The 13,772-nt window shown below is 60.5% G+C and carries 12 protein-coding genes; 10 read left to right on the top strand and 2 right to left on the bottom strand.

All coding sequences use genetic code 11. From position 1 onward, the window contains the following. Window positions 1–33: 33 nt before the first annotated feature. Window positions 34–1,428, bottom strand: coding sequence for a glutamate--tRNA ligase (gene gltX, locus ORY85_RS07125; RefSeq protein WP_274571923.1), 1,395 nt, complete (start codon window positions 1,426–1,428; stop codon window positions 34–36). A gap of 108 nt (window positions 1,429–1,536) precedes the next feature. Between gltX and ORY85_RS07120 the strand changes: the two genes are divergently transcribed. The 6 genes from ORY85_RS07120 to tsf all read left to right on the top strand — a co-directional run bounded on the left by ORY85_RS07120 (window position 1,537) and on the right by tsf (window position 7,254). Beyond that, on the top strand, window positions 1,537–1,767 hold the full coding sequence (locus ORY85_RS07120) for an exodeoxyribonuclease VII small subunit (RefSeq protein WP_274571922.1): 231 nt from the start codon (window positions 1,537–1,539) through the stop codon (window positions 1,765–1,767). Beyond that, window positions 1,751–2,665 (top strand): polyprenyl synthetase family protein, encoded by a 915-nt coding sequence (locus ORY85_RS07115; protein ID WP_274571921.1) that lies wholly within the window; start codon window positions 1,751–1,753, stop codon window positions 2,663–2,665. The genes ORY85_RS07120 and ORY85_RS07115 overlap by 17 nt, the downstream gene beginning before the upstream one ends. Before the next feature lie 206 nt (window positions 2,666–2,871). Beyond that, entirely contained in the window at window positions 2,872–4,197 is a 1,326-nt protein-coding gene (locus tag ORY85_RS07110; RefSeq protein WP_274571920.1) for an MFS transporter, read from the top strand. Between the two features lie 224 nt (window positions 4,198–4,421). Further along, window positions 4,422–5,294, top strand: coding sequence for a ribosome small subunit-dependent GTPase A (gene rsgA / locus ORY85_RS07105; protein ID WP_274571919.1), 873 nt, complete (start codon window positions 4,422–4,424; stop codon window positions 5,292–5,294). Window positions 5,295–5,535: 241 nt separating this feature from the next. Continuing rightward, window positions 5,536–6,270, top strand: coding sequence for a 30S ribosomal protein S2 (rpsB, locus tag ORY85_RS07100; RefSeq protein ID WP_274571918.1), 735 nt, complete (start codon window positions 5,536–5,538; stop codon window positions 6,268–6,270). 129 nt (window positions 6,271–6,399) lie between these two features. Next, the gene (gene tsf, locus ORY85_RS07095) at window positions 6,400–7,254 is read left to right on the top strand and encodes a translation elongation factor Ts (RefSeq protein ID WP_274571917.1); all 855 of its coding nucleotides are present in this window, start codon (window positions 6,400–6,402) and stop codon (window positions 7,252–7,254) included. Between the two features lie 447 nt (window positions 7,255–7,701). On the opposite strand, the gene ORY85_RS07090 is transcribed toward tsf, so the two are convergent. Further along, entirely contained in the window at window positions 7,702–9,870 is a 2,169-nt protein-coding gene (locus ORY85_RS07090) for a primosomal protein N' (protein ID WP_274571916.1), read from the bottom strand. A gap of 496 nt (window positions 9,871–10,366) precedes the next feature. Between ORY85_RS07090 and rarD the strand changes: the two genes are divergently transcribed. From rarD to ORY85_RS07070, 4 genes are all read left to right on the top strand, one after another. Next, window positions 10,367–11,275, top strand: a complete 909-nt coding sequence (gene rarD, locus ORY85_RS07085; protein ID WP_274571915.1) for an EamA family transporter RarD — start codon at window positions 10,367–10,369, stop codon at window positions 11,273–11,275. 400 nt (window positions 11,276–11,675) lie between these two features. After that, complete coding sequence (locus ORY85_RS07080) at window positions 11,676–12,464, top strand: energy transducer TonB (protein ID WP_274571914.1); 789 nt, start codon at window positions 11,676–11,678, stop codon at window positions 12,462–12,464. Between the two features lie 181 nt (window positions 12,465–12,645). After that, window positions 12,646–13,290 (top strand): MotA/TolQ/ExbB proton channel family protein, encoded by a 645-nt coding sequence (locus tag ORY85_RS07075; RefSeq protein WP_274571913.1) that lies wholly within the window; start codon window positions 12,646–12,648, stop codon window positions 13,288–13,290. Window positions 13,291–13,294: 4 nt separating this feature from the next. Next, the gene (locus tag ORY85_RS07070; RefSeq protein ID WP_274571912.1) at window positions 13,295–13,720 is read left to right on the top strand and encodes a biopolymer transporter ExbD; all 426 of its coding nucleotides are present in this window, start codon (window positions 13,295–13,297) and stop codon (window positions 13,718–13,720) included. Window positions 13,721–13,772 lie beyond the last annotated feature (52 nt).

The following is a 13,772-nucleotide window of genomic DNA, read 5'->3' as shown; positions in this document are numbered from 1 at the left end:
TGTCTGTGCTGGAATTTTGCGGTTTGCGGGCAATCAGCTGCGGATGCGGCGCAAGACTTCTTCTTTGCCGATTAGAGCCAGCACTTCATCGACGCTCGGGGTTTTGGCGGTACCGGCCACGGCAAGGCGCAGCGGCATACCGAGTTTGCCCATTTTGATGCCTTCGGCTTCGCAAAACGGTGCGAATAAGTCGTGAATGGCGGCGGGGTTCCAGTCGTTCACGCTTTCGAGACGGTCGGCAAAGCGCAGCATACGCGCGGCGGCTTCGTCGTCCCAGTGTTTGGCGGTATCGGCTTCGGCCGGGGTCTGTTTGGCGTAGAAATACAGGCATTCGTCGGCCAGTGTGTTCAAATCCTGTGCGCGGTCTTTGACCAAAGCCAGCACGTCTTCCAGCGGCGGGCGGGTGCTGTCGGCGATGCCGCGCATTTCGAGGCGGGGGCGGACGTGTCCGGCCAGTTCTGCATCGGACATGGCTTTGATGTGTTCGCCGTTAATCCAGTACAGTTTTTTCAGATCCATGCGGCTGGGCGAGGGGGAAACGTCTTTTAAGTCGAACCATTCGATAAACTGCCGCATGGTAAAAAATTCATCGTCGCCGTGTGCCCAGCCCAAGCGGGCCAGATAGTTGAGCATGGCTTCGGGCAGAATGCCCATCGCGCCGTAATCGGTAACGGCAACGGTGTCGCCGCTGCGCTTGGAGATTTTTTTGCCCTGTTCGTTGAGAATCATCGGCAGGTGGGCGTATTCGGGCAGTTCGGCACCGATGGCTTTCAGGATATTAATCTGTTTCGGCGTATTGTTGACGTGGTCGTCGCCGCGGATAACGTGGGTGATACCCATGTCGAAATCGTCTACCACCACACAGAAGTTGTAGGTGGGCGTGCCGTCGGCGCGGGCGATGATTAAGTCGTCCAAGGCTTCGTTGGGAATGGCGATGTCGCCTTTGACCAGGTCGTGCCAGCGGGTAACGCCGTCGGTCGGGGTTTTGAAGCGGACGACGGGGGTAACGCCTTCGGGTACGGGCGGCAGGGTTTTGCCCGGCTCGGGCCGCCAGCGGCGGTCGTATGTAGCCGTGCCGTCTTTTTCCGCCTGTTCGCGCATGGCTTCCAGCTCTTCTCTGCTGCAATAGCAGTGGTAGGCATGGCCTTTTTCGAGCAATTCGGCGATGACTTCTTTATAGCGGTCGAAACGGCGGGTCTGATAGACCACGTCATCGGCGTTGGCATAATCCAGACCCACCCATTTCATGCCGTCCAGAATGATATTGACCGATTCGGCGGTGGAACGTTCCAAATCGGTGTCTTCGATGCGCAGCAGAAATCTGCCTTGGTGTTTTTTGGCAAAAGCCCACGAAAACAGGGCGGTGCGTACGCCGCCGATGTGCAGGTAGCCCGTGGGGCTGGGGGCGAAACGGGTTTTCACGGTCATGATGGTTTCCGACTGAAAATAAAGCCCTTATTTTATGCCTTAATGCGGTGTGCAACAATGCTACAATAGCCGCTTTGCCGCTGTGGCCGGAAAACGAAGGGGATTGCGATGAAGAAACAGACCGCGCCGAAGTCTTTTGAAGAAGCATTAAGCCGTCTGGAAGTGCTCACGCAGCAGATGCAGTCGGGCGATATGCCGCTGGAAGCGGCTCTGGCCGCCTATCAGGAGGGCAACAGACTGGTGCAGTATTGCCAGAACAAGCTGGCCGAAGTGGAGCAGAAGCTGCAAATATTGGACGGAGAACAGTTGAAGGAATGGAACCTTGAACACAGCGAATGATTTTGCCCTGTGGCAGCGGGCGGTGCAGGCGCAGACGGAAGATGCGTTGGCACGGTTGATGCCGTCTGAAAACAGCCTGCCCGTGCGTTTGCACGAAGCGATGCGCTATACCGCGCTGGGCGGCGGCAAACGCCTGCGGCCGATGCTGGCGGCGGCGGCGGCCGAATTGGGCAGGGCGGACACGGCGGCTTTGACGCGCGTGATGGCGGCGGTGGAGCTGATTCATGTCTATTCGCTGGTGCACGACGATATGCCCGCGATGGACAACGACAGCCTGCGCCGGGGCAAACCGACCTGCCATGTGCAGTATGGCGAAGCCACCGCGCTCTTGGCCGGCGATGCCCTGCAAACGCTGGCGTTCGATATTCTGAGCAGCGGCGACGGCGAAGCGGCCGACACGGCAGACGGCGCACGGCGCAGACTGGCGCAGGTGGCCGTTTTGGCGCGTGCGGCAGGCAGTTTGGGCATGGCGGGCGGGCAGGCGGTCGATTTGGCCCATGTCGGCCTGCCGATGACCCGGCCCGAGCTGGAACAGATGCACCGCCTGAAAACCGGTGCGCTGATCCGTGCCGCCGTGCGTATGGGCGCGCTGTGCTGCGAAGATTTGGATACGGCGGCTTTGGCGCGTCTGGACGCTTATGCCGGCCAAATCGGGCTGGCGTTTCAAGTGGTGGACGACGTGCTCGACTGCGAAGCGGATACCGCCACTTTGGGCAAAACCGCCGGCAAAGATGCCGACAACGACAAGCCGACCTATGTCCGGCTGATGGGTTTGGCCGAAGCCAAAAATTATGCGCACCATCTGATTGACGGGGCATTGGCCGAATTGGCAGACTTCGACGGTCGCGCCCTGCGCCTGCGCCAATTGGCACAATTCGTTGTGGCGCGCACCCATTGACAGCCGGGCCGTCTGAAAACCGTTGCCGTCAAACCGTTTTCAGACGGCCTCAACCGATACCGACCGTTCCGACCCCGTTGTTGAAACGGTTTTTTTACAGCCGCGTTATCCAAATTTGTTATAACACCTATGCGGCACAGGTGCTTTTTTCCGTTTTGTATCTCTTCAATAATCCGTACACCATAACAGCAATACAGGAGAGAAAGATGAAACCGGCAGAAACCGTCAATATCCAGCAGTTTCTCAACGAATCGCGCTTTTCGCCCTATCAGTGGCTGATTTTTGCCGTCTGCTTTCTGGTGGCCTTTTTCGACGGCATGGATACCGCCGCCATCGGCTACATCGCCCCCAGTCTGCTTGTCGACTGGGGCATCGAGAAAAAGCAATTGGCACCCGTTTTGAGTGCGGCCCTGTTCGGCCTGGCGGTCGGCGCGGTGTCGTTCGGGCCGGTGGCCGACAAAATCGGCCGCAAAGTCGTGCTGACGTTTTCGGTCATACTGTTTTCCGCCGTCTGCGCCGTTTCCGCTTTTGCCGAAAACCTGACCCAGCTGACCGTTTTGCGTTTTATTACCGGCCTGGGTTTGGGTGCGGCGATGCCCAACGCGGTCACGCTGCTGTCCGAATTCTGCCCCGACCGCAAACGCGCCCTGATTGTGAATACCATGTTCTGCGGTTTCCCTGTCGGTGCGGCGGCGGGCGGTTTTGCCGCCGCGTGGCTGATTCCCGAATACGGTTGGCGTGCCGCACTGATGTGGTCGGGGCTGGTGCCGCTGGCCTTGGGCGTGCTGATGATGGTGCTGCTGCCGCGCTCGCCGTCGTTTCTGGTGCAGCGCAACCGCCCGGCCGCCGAAGTGCGTGCCATCCTGCAACGGATTAACCCGCAGGCGGATTTGTCCCACGCACACTTTGCGGTAAACGAGCAGCACAACGCACGCGATGCCAACCCGATGGCGACCGTTTTGGGCAGACATTTCCGCACCGGATCGCTGCTGCTCTGGCTGGCCTATTTCAGCGGCCTGATTATTTTCTATGCCATGATCAACTGGATGCCGGTACTGTTTAAAGAAGCCGGTATGCCGTCTGAATGGGGGCCGCGCATTTCCGGCCTGTTTGCCCTGGGCGGCTTGGGCGCGGTATTCAACGGCTATCTGATGGACCGCTTCAACGGCAACAAACTGATTGCCCTGCTCTCTTTCCTGACGGCCGCATCCGTTGCCTGCATCGGCTGGGCGTTGGGGCAGGGCGTGGGCGTATTGATTGCCGTGGTCCTGTTTGCCGGCGTGATGCAGAACACCGCCCAATCCTCGCTGCCCGCACTGGCGGCCAAATTCTACCCCACAGGCTGCCGCACCACGGGCGTGTCGTGGATGCTGGGCATCGGCCGCTTCGGCGCCATCGCCGGCACCTTTCTGACCGGCCAGCTGGTGGCGTGGCAGCTGGACTTTACCGCCATCTTCCTGATTCTGTCCGTACCTTCGCTGCTGCTGAGTGCCTGCCTGCTGCTCAAACAGAAACTGTACGGCGGCAGTTGAGCCCGCCTCCGAACCTGCCGCCTGCGGCAGGTTTTTTTTGGCCGTCTGAAACGGATACCGCCTGCGGGCACGCTATACAGATTCGTTATAACTCCTAGTCCGGCCGTTTAAAAATCAAATATATCATGATGAGTCGGGAGTAAGGCCGTCTGAAAACCCGTTTTTCAGACGGCCTGATGCCGTTTGCGGTAGAATCGCTGCTTTTGACTGACGCAAAGCCTGCCATGACCGATACCGCCCGCATTATCGCCAGTTACGGCCGCCGTTATACCGTCCGCACGGCTGCCGGGCGGGTATACGATGCCACCACGCGCAAGAAGCGGGTGGATTTTGCCTGCGGCGATTGGGTGGAAATCGAGGTGCAGAACGGCGAGCAGGCGGTGATTGCCGGTTATCTGCCGCGCGCCAGCCTGCTTTACCGGCAGGACGCGCGGCGCACCAAGCTGATTGCCGCCAATGTGGACAGGGTGTTTATCGTGCTGGCGGCGGTGCCCGCGCCCAGCGAAATGCTGTTGCAGCGCGCTTTGCTGGCGGCCGAGGCGGGCGGCATCGAGCCTGTGATTGTGCTGAACAAGGCCGACCTGCCGCAAACCCGGGACTGGTGGGACAAGCTGGCGTTTTACCGCGGTTTGGGCTATCCCGCCGTCAGGGTGTGCGCACTGGAAAGTGCCGAAGTGTTGCGGCCGTGGCTGGAAAACGCCACCGGTATTTTTCTTGGCCAGTCGGGCATGGGCAAATCCACGCTGACCAACGCTTTGTTGGGGAAAGAGGCGGCGCGCACGGGAAAAATTTCCGCCGCACTCGATGCCGGACGCCACACCACCACCCACGCCCAACTGTATGATTTGGACAGCCGCAGCCATCTGATTGACTCGCCGGGTTTGCAGGAATTCGGCTTGTTTCATTTGCAGGCGGCCGATTTGCTGCATTATCTGCCCGATATGCGCGGCTTGGCCGGGCAATGCCGCTTCCACAACTGCCGGCACCGGCAGGAACCCGGCTGTGCGGTCAAGGAAGCGGCACAAAACGGTACGGTGAGGCCGGAGCGGCTGGCGTTTTTGCAGCGTATTGCCGAAGAACTGGATGCGCGTGCCTGAATGCGGCCGACGTGCGTAAAAAATCCGTATCCGGCGGGCTAAATCCTTGCCCTGCCGCATATTTTTCCCTATAATCCCGCCCGTTCCCGATTGGCGGGAACTTCTTATTTTTTACAAGCCCGCATTCCGCGCCCGAAGGGTGCTGCACCGGAAAAAGGGGCAGCCATGCTTTTAATGGCTGTTTTCCGTGCGGTTCTGTGCGCGAATGTTTGCGATAACCCTTTCATTTTAAGGAAAAACTATGTCTCAAGTTACCATGCGCCAAATGCTGGAAGCCGGCGTACACTTCGGCCACCAAACCCGTTACTGGAACCCGAAAATGGAGCAGTACATTTTCGGCGCGCGCAACAAAATCCACATCATCAATCTGGAAAAAACCCTGCCGCTGTTCCACGAAGCACAGGAAGTGGTGCGCCGTCTGGTGGCGAACAAAGGTACCGTGCTGTTTGTCGGTACCAAACGCCAGGCACGCGAAATCGTGCGCGAAGAAGCCCAGCGCGCCGGTATGCCTTATGTAGACCACCGCTGGTTGGGCGGTATGCTGACCAACTACAAAACCGTCAAACAGTCGATCAAGCGTCTGGAAGAAAAAGCGGCCGTTCTGGAAAACGCCGAAGCCAGCGGTTTCAATAAAAAAGAACTGCTGGACATGACCCGCGAAGTGGAAAAGCTGGAACGCTCTTTGGGCGGCATTAAAAACATGAAAGGCCTGCCCGATGCGATTTTCGTCATCGATACAGGCTACCAGCACGGCACACTGGTTGAAGCGGCCAAGCTGGGTATTCCCGTGATTGCCGTGGTGGATACCAACAACAGCCCCGACGGCGTGAAACACGTGATTCCGGGCAACGACGACTCGGCCAAAGCCATCCGTCTGTACTGCCGCGGCATGGCCGATGCCGTGTTGGAAGGCAAAAATCAGGCTGTGGCCGAAGTGGCCGCCGCTGCCCAAGCCGCACAGGAAGCCGCCGAATAATTCCGGCTGCACCTGAGGCACAGAGGCCGTCTGAAAACGGGCAGCGGTGTTCCGTACCGTACTTTCAGACGGCCGCCCCATTCACACAGGCCGCACGGCGGCCTGCCTTTCCCGTTTAGGAGACACAATATGGCAGAAATTACTGCAAAAATGGTGGCCGATCTGCGCGCCGCCACCGGCTTGGGCATGATGGAATGTAAAAAAGCCCTCGTTGAAGCCGAAGGCGATATGGAAAAAGCCGAAGAAATCCTGCGCATCAAATCCGGCGCGAAAGCCGGCAAACTGGCCGGCCGTACGGCTGCCGAAGGCGTTCTGGCTTATGCCGTTGAAGGCAACGTGGGTGCGCTGGTCGAAGTGAACTGCGAAACCGACTTTGTCGCCAAAGACGAAGGCTTTGTCGCCTTTGCCAACTCGGTAGCCAAGACCGCCGTTGCCAAAAAACCGGCCACCGTCGAAGAGTTGAGCGGACTGGTGGAAGAAGAGCGCAAAGCCATTATCGCCAAACTGGGCGAAAATATGTCCGTACGCCGCTTCCAGCTGATTGAAACCGCCGACAGCCTGACCGCCTACATTCACGGCGCGCTGGCGACAGAAGGCGTTTTGGTCGAGTTCAAAGGTTCCGAAGACGTGGCGCGCAAAGTCGGTATGCACATTGTTGCCGCCAAGCCGCAATGCGTGAGCGAAGCCGAAGTCGATGCCGACCTGGTGGAAAAAGAGCGCCGTATCTATACCCAGCAGGCCATCGAGTCGGGCAAACCGGCCGACATCGCCGCCAAAATGGTCGGTGGCCGCATCAAGAAATTCCTGGCCGAAATCACCCTGAACGGCCAAGCGTTTGTCATGAACCCCGATCAAACCGTGGCACAGTTCCTGAAAGAAAACGGCACCGAAGTGCTGTCTTTCGTGCGCTACAAAGTGGGCGACGGCATTGAAAAAGCCGTTGTCGATTATGCCGCCGAAGTGGCCGCTGCCGCCAAAGTATAAACCGGCAAGCACACGCAGACACCTGCCCGAACGGCAGGTGTTTTTTATGCGCATCGGGTTTTTGAGTCCGACAAAATCGGGCGCAGGTCGGATTCTCGAATCCGACACGAGCGGTTACAGCCGTTCGGACTGCCGAAGCAGGAGGAAAAGCGGGCGGCGGTGTCGGATACGGAGTATCCGACCTACACGGATTGCTTGCGTTCGGTTAGGAGGCGTGGGGCGGATTTTTGAATTTCAGCAGGCGTAGGTCGGATTCTCGAATCCGACACGAGCGGTTACAGCCGTTCGGACTGTTGAATCAGGGGGAAAAGCGGGCGGCGGTGTCGGATACGGAGTATCCGACCTACACGGGTTGTTTGCGTTCGGTTAGGAGGCGTGGGGCGGATTTTTGAATTTCAGGCGTAGGCCGGATTCCCGAATCCGACACGGCCGTGCCGAACCGGGCGGCTACATTTCCTGCGGATCCACATCGACAGACCAGCGTATCCGCCCGTCGCGGTGCTGCTGCATCACCTGCACCCACAGGCTGACGGCGCGGTGCAGGCTGCGGCGGTCGGCGGATTCGAGAAACACTTGCGCGCGCTCGCGCTCTGCCAGCCGTGCCATCAACATCGGTGCAGGGCCGAAAACGGAAACCTGCCCGTCCGTCAGCGGGGCGGTAACGGCATGAATATCGGTGAGAAACGTCATGGCATCGGCCAAGTGCGCGGCATCGGCGCGTATGGCCGTCTGAAAACCGTAGGGCGGCATATTCATCACGCGGCGTTCGGCCGTTTCAGTCTCGGCAAAGCGGCGGTAGTCCTGTGCCTGCACGGCGGCAAAAACGGGGTGTTCGGGCACTTGGGTCTGAATCAGCACGCGGCCTGCGCGGTCCGCCCGTCCGGCGCGGCCGGAAACCTGCATCAGTTCGGCAAACAGCCGTTCTGGTGCGCGGAAATCCGCGCTGTACAGGCTGCCGTCGGCGTTGAGCACCACCACCAGATTCAGCCGTGCAAAGTCGTGGCCTTTGGCCAGCATCTGTGTGCCGACCAAGACATCGACGCCGCCTTCGGCAATGCGGCGGTACAGGCCGTCCCAGTCGCTTTTGCGCGCGGTGCTGTCGCGGTCTACGCGGACAACGGCCGCCTGCGGCAGCAGCGCGCGCAGGGTTTCTTCCACGCGCTGCGTGCCTTGGCCGACGGCGGTTAAATCCTGATTGCCGCAGTCGGGGCAGCGGTGGGGAACGGGTTGGCGCAGGTCGCAATGGTGGCAGCGCAATTGGCGTGTGTGGCGGTGCAGCACCATTTTGGCCGAACAGCGCGTACAGCCGAACGTATGGCCGCAGTCGCCGCAGAACAGGGCGGGGGAGAAGCCGCGCCGGTTCAGATAAACCAGCGACAGGCCGCCTTGGCGGTAATTGTCTGCCAATAATGCGAGTGCCTGCGACGAGAAACCGTTGTCCAGTTTCAGACGGCCGGTGTGCAGAATATCTACTTGCGGCGGGCGGGCGGCGGTGCGGGCGCGTTTGTCCAAGGTTAAAAGGCGGTATGCGCCGCTCTGTGCCTTGTGCCAGCTCTCCAAACTCGGCGTGGCCGATCCCAGAATAATCGGGCAGCCGCTCTGTTTGGCGCGCCACACCGCCAAATCGCGCGCATGGTAGCGCAGCTCGTTATCCTGTTTGAACGAACCGTCATGCTCTTCGTCCACCACCATCAGCCCGGCATCGGCCAGCGGCGCAAACACCGCCAGCCGCGTGCCGATAATCAGTTTGGCCTGCCCCAGCATGGCGCGCAGATAATCCCGTGTGCGCTCGCCCGCTGCGGCCTGACTGTGCAGCACCGCCGTCGGTACGCCGCCGAAACGGCGGCGGACGCGCGCGAGCAGCTGCGGAGTCAGATTGATTTCCGGCAGCAGGAACAGCACCTGTTTCCCCGCCGCCAGCACTTCGGCCATCACCTCGAAATACACTTCCGTTTTGCCGCTGCCCGTGATGCCGAACAGCAGAAAGGGCGCGAAAGTGCCGATGGCGGCGGTTACTGTGTCGGCGGCCGCCTGCTGCGCGCTGTTGAGTGTGTATTCAGACGGCCTCAATACCGGCGCGGCGGCCTCAAACGAATCCACCCAGCCCGCATCTGCCCATTTCTGCACCAAACCGCCCGCCTGCGCGCCGAACTGCCTGAGTGCCGCCGCATCGAGGCCGTCTGAATACAGAGCCTGCCACAGCGCGTGCTGTTTGCGGAAACGTTCGGGCGGCGGCGTTTGCGCCCGTCCTGCCGCATTGAGCGTGTAGCGCAGCGGCGGGGCGGGCGGCGAAACGGGCTTGGCGGCGCGCAATCCCGCCGGCAGCGCGGCAAACACCGCCTGCCCCAGCGGATAATGATAATAGCGCGCCGTAAACGCCAGCAGCGCGCGCCAGTGTTCGGGCAGCGGCGGCTCTTGGTCGAACACCGCATCAACCGGCAGGATTTTGTCCGCCGCCAGCGTGCTTTCCACACCGCCCGCCCACACCACGCCCGCCACCGTCCGGCCGCGAAAGCGTACCGCCACCCGGCAGCCTGCGGGCAGGGCGGACGGGTGGCGGTAGGTCAAAAGGCCGTCTGAAAGCGGCACATTCAGGGCGATATGGTGCAGAATCATGCCGCCATTATAAAACAAAGGATGCGTTTGCCGGTTGCAGGAAAATGCCCGAACCCTGCCGCCCCGTTTCAGACGGCCTTGACGCAGGTCGGATACTTGTATCCGACAAACCCGTTGACCGCAATCCCGCCGTATGAAATCCGTTATGCCGCGTCCGCCGTTACGGTGTCGGATTCCAGAATCCGACCTACATTAAAGCGGCGGATATTTGAGATTGAATGGCGTGGTGGTTGCGGACAAATTCCCGACCCCTGCCGCCCCGTTTCAGACGGCCTTGACGTAGGCCGGATACCCGTATCCGACAAACCCGCTGACCGCAATCCCGCCTGTATCCAATCCGTTATGCCGTGCCTGCCGTTACGGTGTCGGATTCCAGAATCCGACCTGCATTAAAGCAGCGGGTGTTTGAGGTTGGGCGGAGCGGCGGACGACTAGACATGGCTGCGCTTGTCGGCCGGGGGTTTCGGGCAGATAATCCGCTTTTTGCCGTTTGATTATGAATGCCGTCCGAACCGCCGCTTCCCGAGAATTCCGCCAAGGCATTTGGTATGCCGCCGGCTGTTATGCCGTTTGGGGCATGTTTCCGATTTACTGGTATCCCGTCAATCAGGCGGGTATGGCGGCCGATCAGGTACTGGCGCAGCGTATTGTCTGGTCTGCGCTGTTTGCGGGTGCGGTGATGCTGTTTACCCGCAACACGGCCGCTTTTGCCGCTGTGGCGCGGCAGCCGAAACTCATTGCCGCGCTGATGTTGAGCGGTTTATGCATCGGCATGAACTGGCTGGTGTACCTGTGGGCGATTACCGGCAATCATGTGCTCGATGCCAGTTTGGGTTATTTTATTTCGCCGCTGTTCAGCGTGTTTCTCGGCCGTGCCGTGTTGAAAGAGCGTTTGGACAAATTGCAGGCTGCGGCCGTTTGTCTGGCGTTTGCCGGTATTCTGTGGCTGGCGGTTCCGGCGGGGCAGGTGCCTTGGGTGGCGCTGCTGCTCACGTTCACTTTCGGCCTGTACGGTTTTATCCGCAAAACCGCGCCCGTCGGCGCGCTGGTGGGGCTGATGTGGGAAACGCTGGTACTGCTGCCGTTTGCGGCGGCCTATCTTGTTTACCATGCGGTTGCGGGCAGCCTGCAATTTGCCCAATACGGTGTTGTGCCGTCGGCCGTCTTAATCGGATCGGGTGTGATGACCACCCTGCCGCTGCTGATGTTTGCCGCAGGCGCGCGGCGCATATCTCTGTCCGTGCTCGGCATGATGCAGTATATTTCCCCCGTTTTGCAGCTTCTGGCGGGGCTGCTGCTGTTCGGCGAAACCTTCGATACCGCCCGCCTGATCGGCTACGGTTGGGTCTGGCTGGGCGTGGTGCTGTATCTGGCGGCGGCCTGGCGGCAGCAGCGTACCGCCTGATACGGAATCGGCACGTCAAGGCCGTCTGAACATACCCGTATCCCGTTATCCCCGCCCGGCAGGCCGGATTTCCAAACAGACAAATGCCGCCGGTGCCGCAAAGGCGGGAACACCGCCTTGCCGGATGAGCGGACAAAGCACAGCCCGCAGGGCAGATGTTCAAATCCGCCCCTCGGGCAGACAACTTGCGGACAGCCGTGCCGGCATCTGCCGTATATCCCGCCGGGAAAGCACAACGCCCGTTTTAGTTCCGCAGAAACCCGCTTCGCGGGTTTTAGCTTCGCAGAAACAGCGCACCGCGCTGTTTTCAGACGGCCTCCAATCCGCCTGCCGGACGTTTCTTTGCACCGCTGTAAAAAAATTTGCAAACATTAATAGTTCTCAATTAAAATGCCGCCTTATGAAAAACGAACCTATGCTGACACCGCAGACTTTGGCCGTTGTGCTGCTGATACACGCCCTCCTGTTTGCATGGAGCTGGCAGAGCAGACCGCCCCAACTGTTGAAGTCGGGCGATATTCAATTTGTCGATCTGGCCGCCTTCGGTACCCCCGAAGGCGGTTCGGCTGCGCCGCCGCTGCCCGAACCCGCGCCGCCCAAACCCGCACCGAAGCCCGAACCGAAACGGGAGCAGCCCAAGCCCGAGCCGAAGCGCGAAAAACCGCCCGTCAAGGCTGTGGTAACGGACAATCCCAAGGCCGATATGCGCCGCGAGGAACCGAAGCCCAAACCCGAACCGCGCCCCGAGCCCAAGCCCCGTCCCGAGCCCGAGGCCAAACCCGAAACCAGACCTGCCGAAGCCAACCCCCGGGGTGAGGCCGTACACCGCGCCGCAGGCAGCAGCGGCAACGGCGAAACCGCCGCCGTGGGCAGCAGCAAAAGCAGGGGCACGCCCGACGGCGGCGGCAGCGGCTCGGGTGCGGGCAGCAGTGCGGGCAACCCGATTAGGGCTACCGGCAGCATCCCGCGCCCCGCCTATCCCGCGCTGTCGCTGGAAAACGGCGAAGAAGGCACGGTGATGCTGAAAGTGCTGGTTGCCCCGGGCGGCCGGGTGGAAAGGGTCAGCGTTGCCAAAAGCAGCGGTTTTGCCCGTCTCGACCGTGCGGCGGCCAACAGTGCCAAAAACGGCCGCTTCAATGCGTCGGCATGGATGGAATTCAGCGTACCGGTTGCCTTCCGTATCGAGTAAGCCGAAGCCCGGATACCGAAATCCCGCCCGGCCGGTGCGCCTGAACCGTAGGTCGGATTCTTGAATCCGACACCCCGCTTGAACCGTATAGCCGCAGGCCGGATTCCGGAATCCGACGCCCCGGAACAGACGGCCAACCCTTTAACCCATCAACCAAACCAAACAGGAAAGAGCGAAACCCATGAACTTAGGACTGGTATTCCAACAGGGCGATCCCGTATTGATTGCGGTATTTCTGATGCTTGTCGCCATGAGCGTCATCACATGGACGGCCGCCATCGTCCGCTACCTGCGCCTGCGCCGCGCCAAAGCGGCCAACGCCGAAATCCGCCCGCAGCTCGAAAACGCGCAAAACTGGCAGCAAACCCTTGCCGCCGCCCAAAACAGCGAAGCCCCGTATGCCCGTCTGGTGCGTCATGCCGCCGAAGCCGAAGCCGCCTACCGCAGCGGCGGCGGAATGCCCTATGCCGAATACATGCTGCACAGCATCCACCATCAGGCCGGCCAACAGATGCGCAGCTTTGAAGGCGGCATGACCGCACTGGCCACCATCGGCGCCACCGCCCCCTTCATCGGCCTGTTCGGTACCGTCTGGGGCATCTACAACGCCCTGATCAACATCGGCACCAGCGGCCAGATGAGCATTGCCGCCGTCGCCACCCCCATCGGCGAAGCCCTGGTGGCCACCGCTTTGGGTCTGTTCGTCGCCATTCCCGCCGTCTTGGCCTACAACTTCTTGGTGCGCGGCAACAAAACCCTCAGCCAAGACCTGCACGCCTACGCCCATACCCTGCACATGCAGGCCGTCAACCGACAAAAGGACTAAACGCATGGCATTCGGATCCCTGAACGGCCACGGCGATGATGCGCCGATGAGCGAAATCAACGTAACCCCGCTGGTCGATGTGATGCTGGTCTTGCTGATTGTCTTTATGATCACCATGCCCGTACTCACCCACACCATACCCATTTCCCTGCCCACCGCTTCCGATCAGGCCAAGCCCGCAGAAGAACCGAAAGACCCCCTGCGGCTCACCATAGACCGCGACGGAGCCTATTATCTGGGCGACAAACAGACCTCGCCGGAAGCCTTGGCGCAAACCTTCGTCCAGGCCAAAACCGCCAACCCCGATACCGTTCTCGCCATCGATGCCGACAAAGACACCGCCTACGATGCCGTCGCCCAAGCCCTGAACATGGCCAAAGACGCGGGCTTGGCCAAAGTCGGCTTCGTAACCGAAAAACGCGCCGACTGAACCGCTTCCCGCTTCCGCCTGCACGCCCCGGGCATCAGCGTGCAGGCCGGAT

It is taken from the genome of Neisseria leonii (assembly GCF_028776105.2).
Lineage (GTDB): Bacteria > Pseudomonadota > Gammaproteobacteria > Burkholderiales > Neisseriaceae > Neisseria > Neisseria leonii.
The sequence above is the reverse complement of the archived record's forward strand: the minus strand, read 5'-3'. Positions and strand labels throughout refer to the sequence as shown.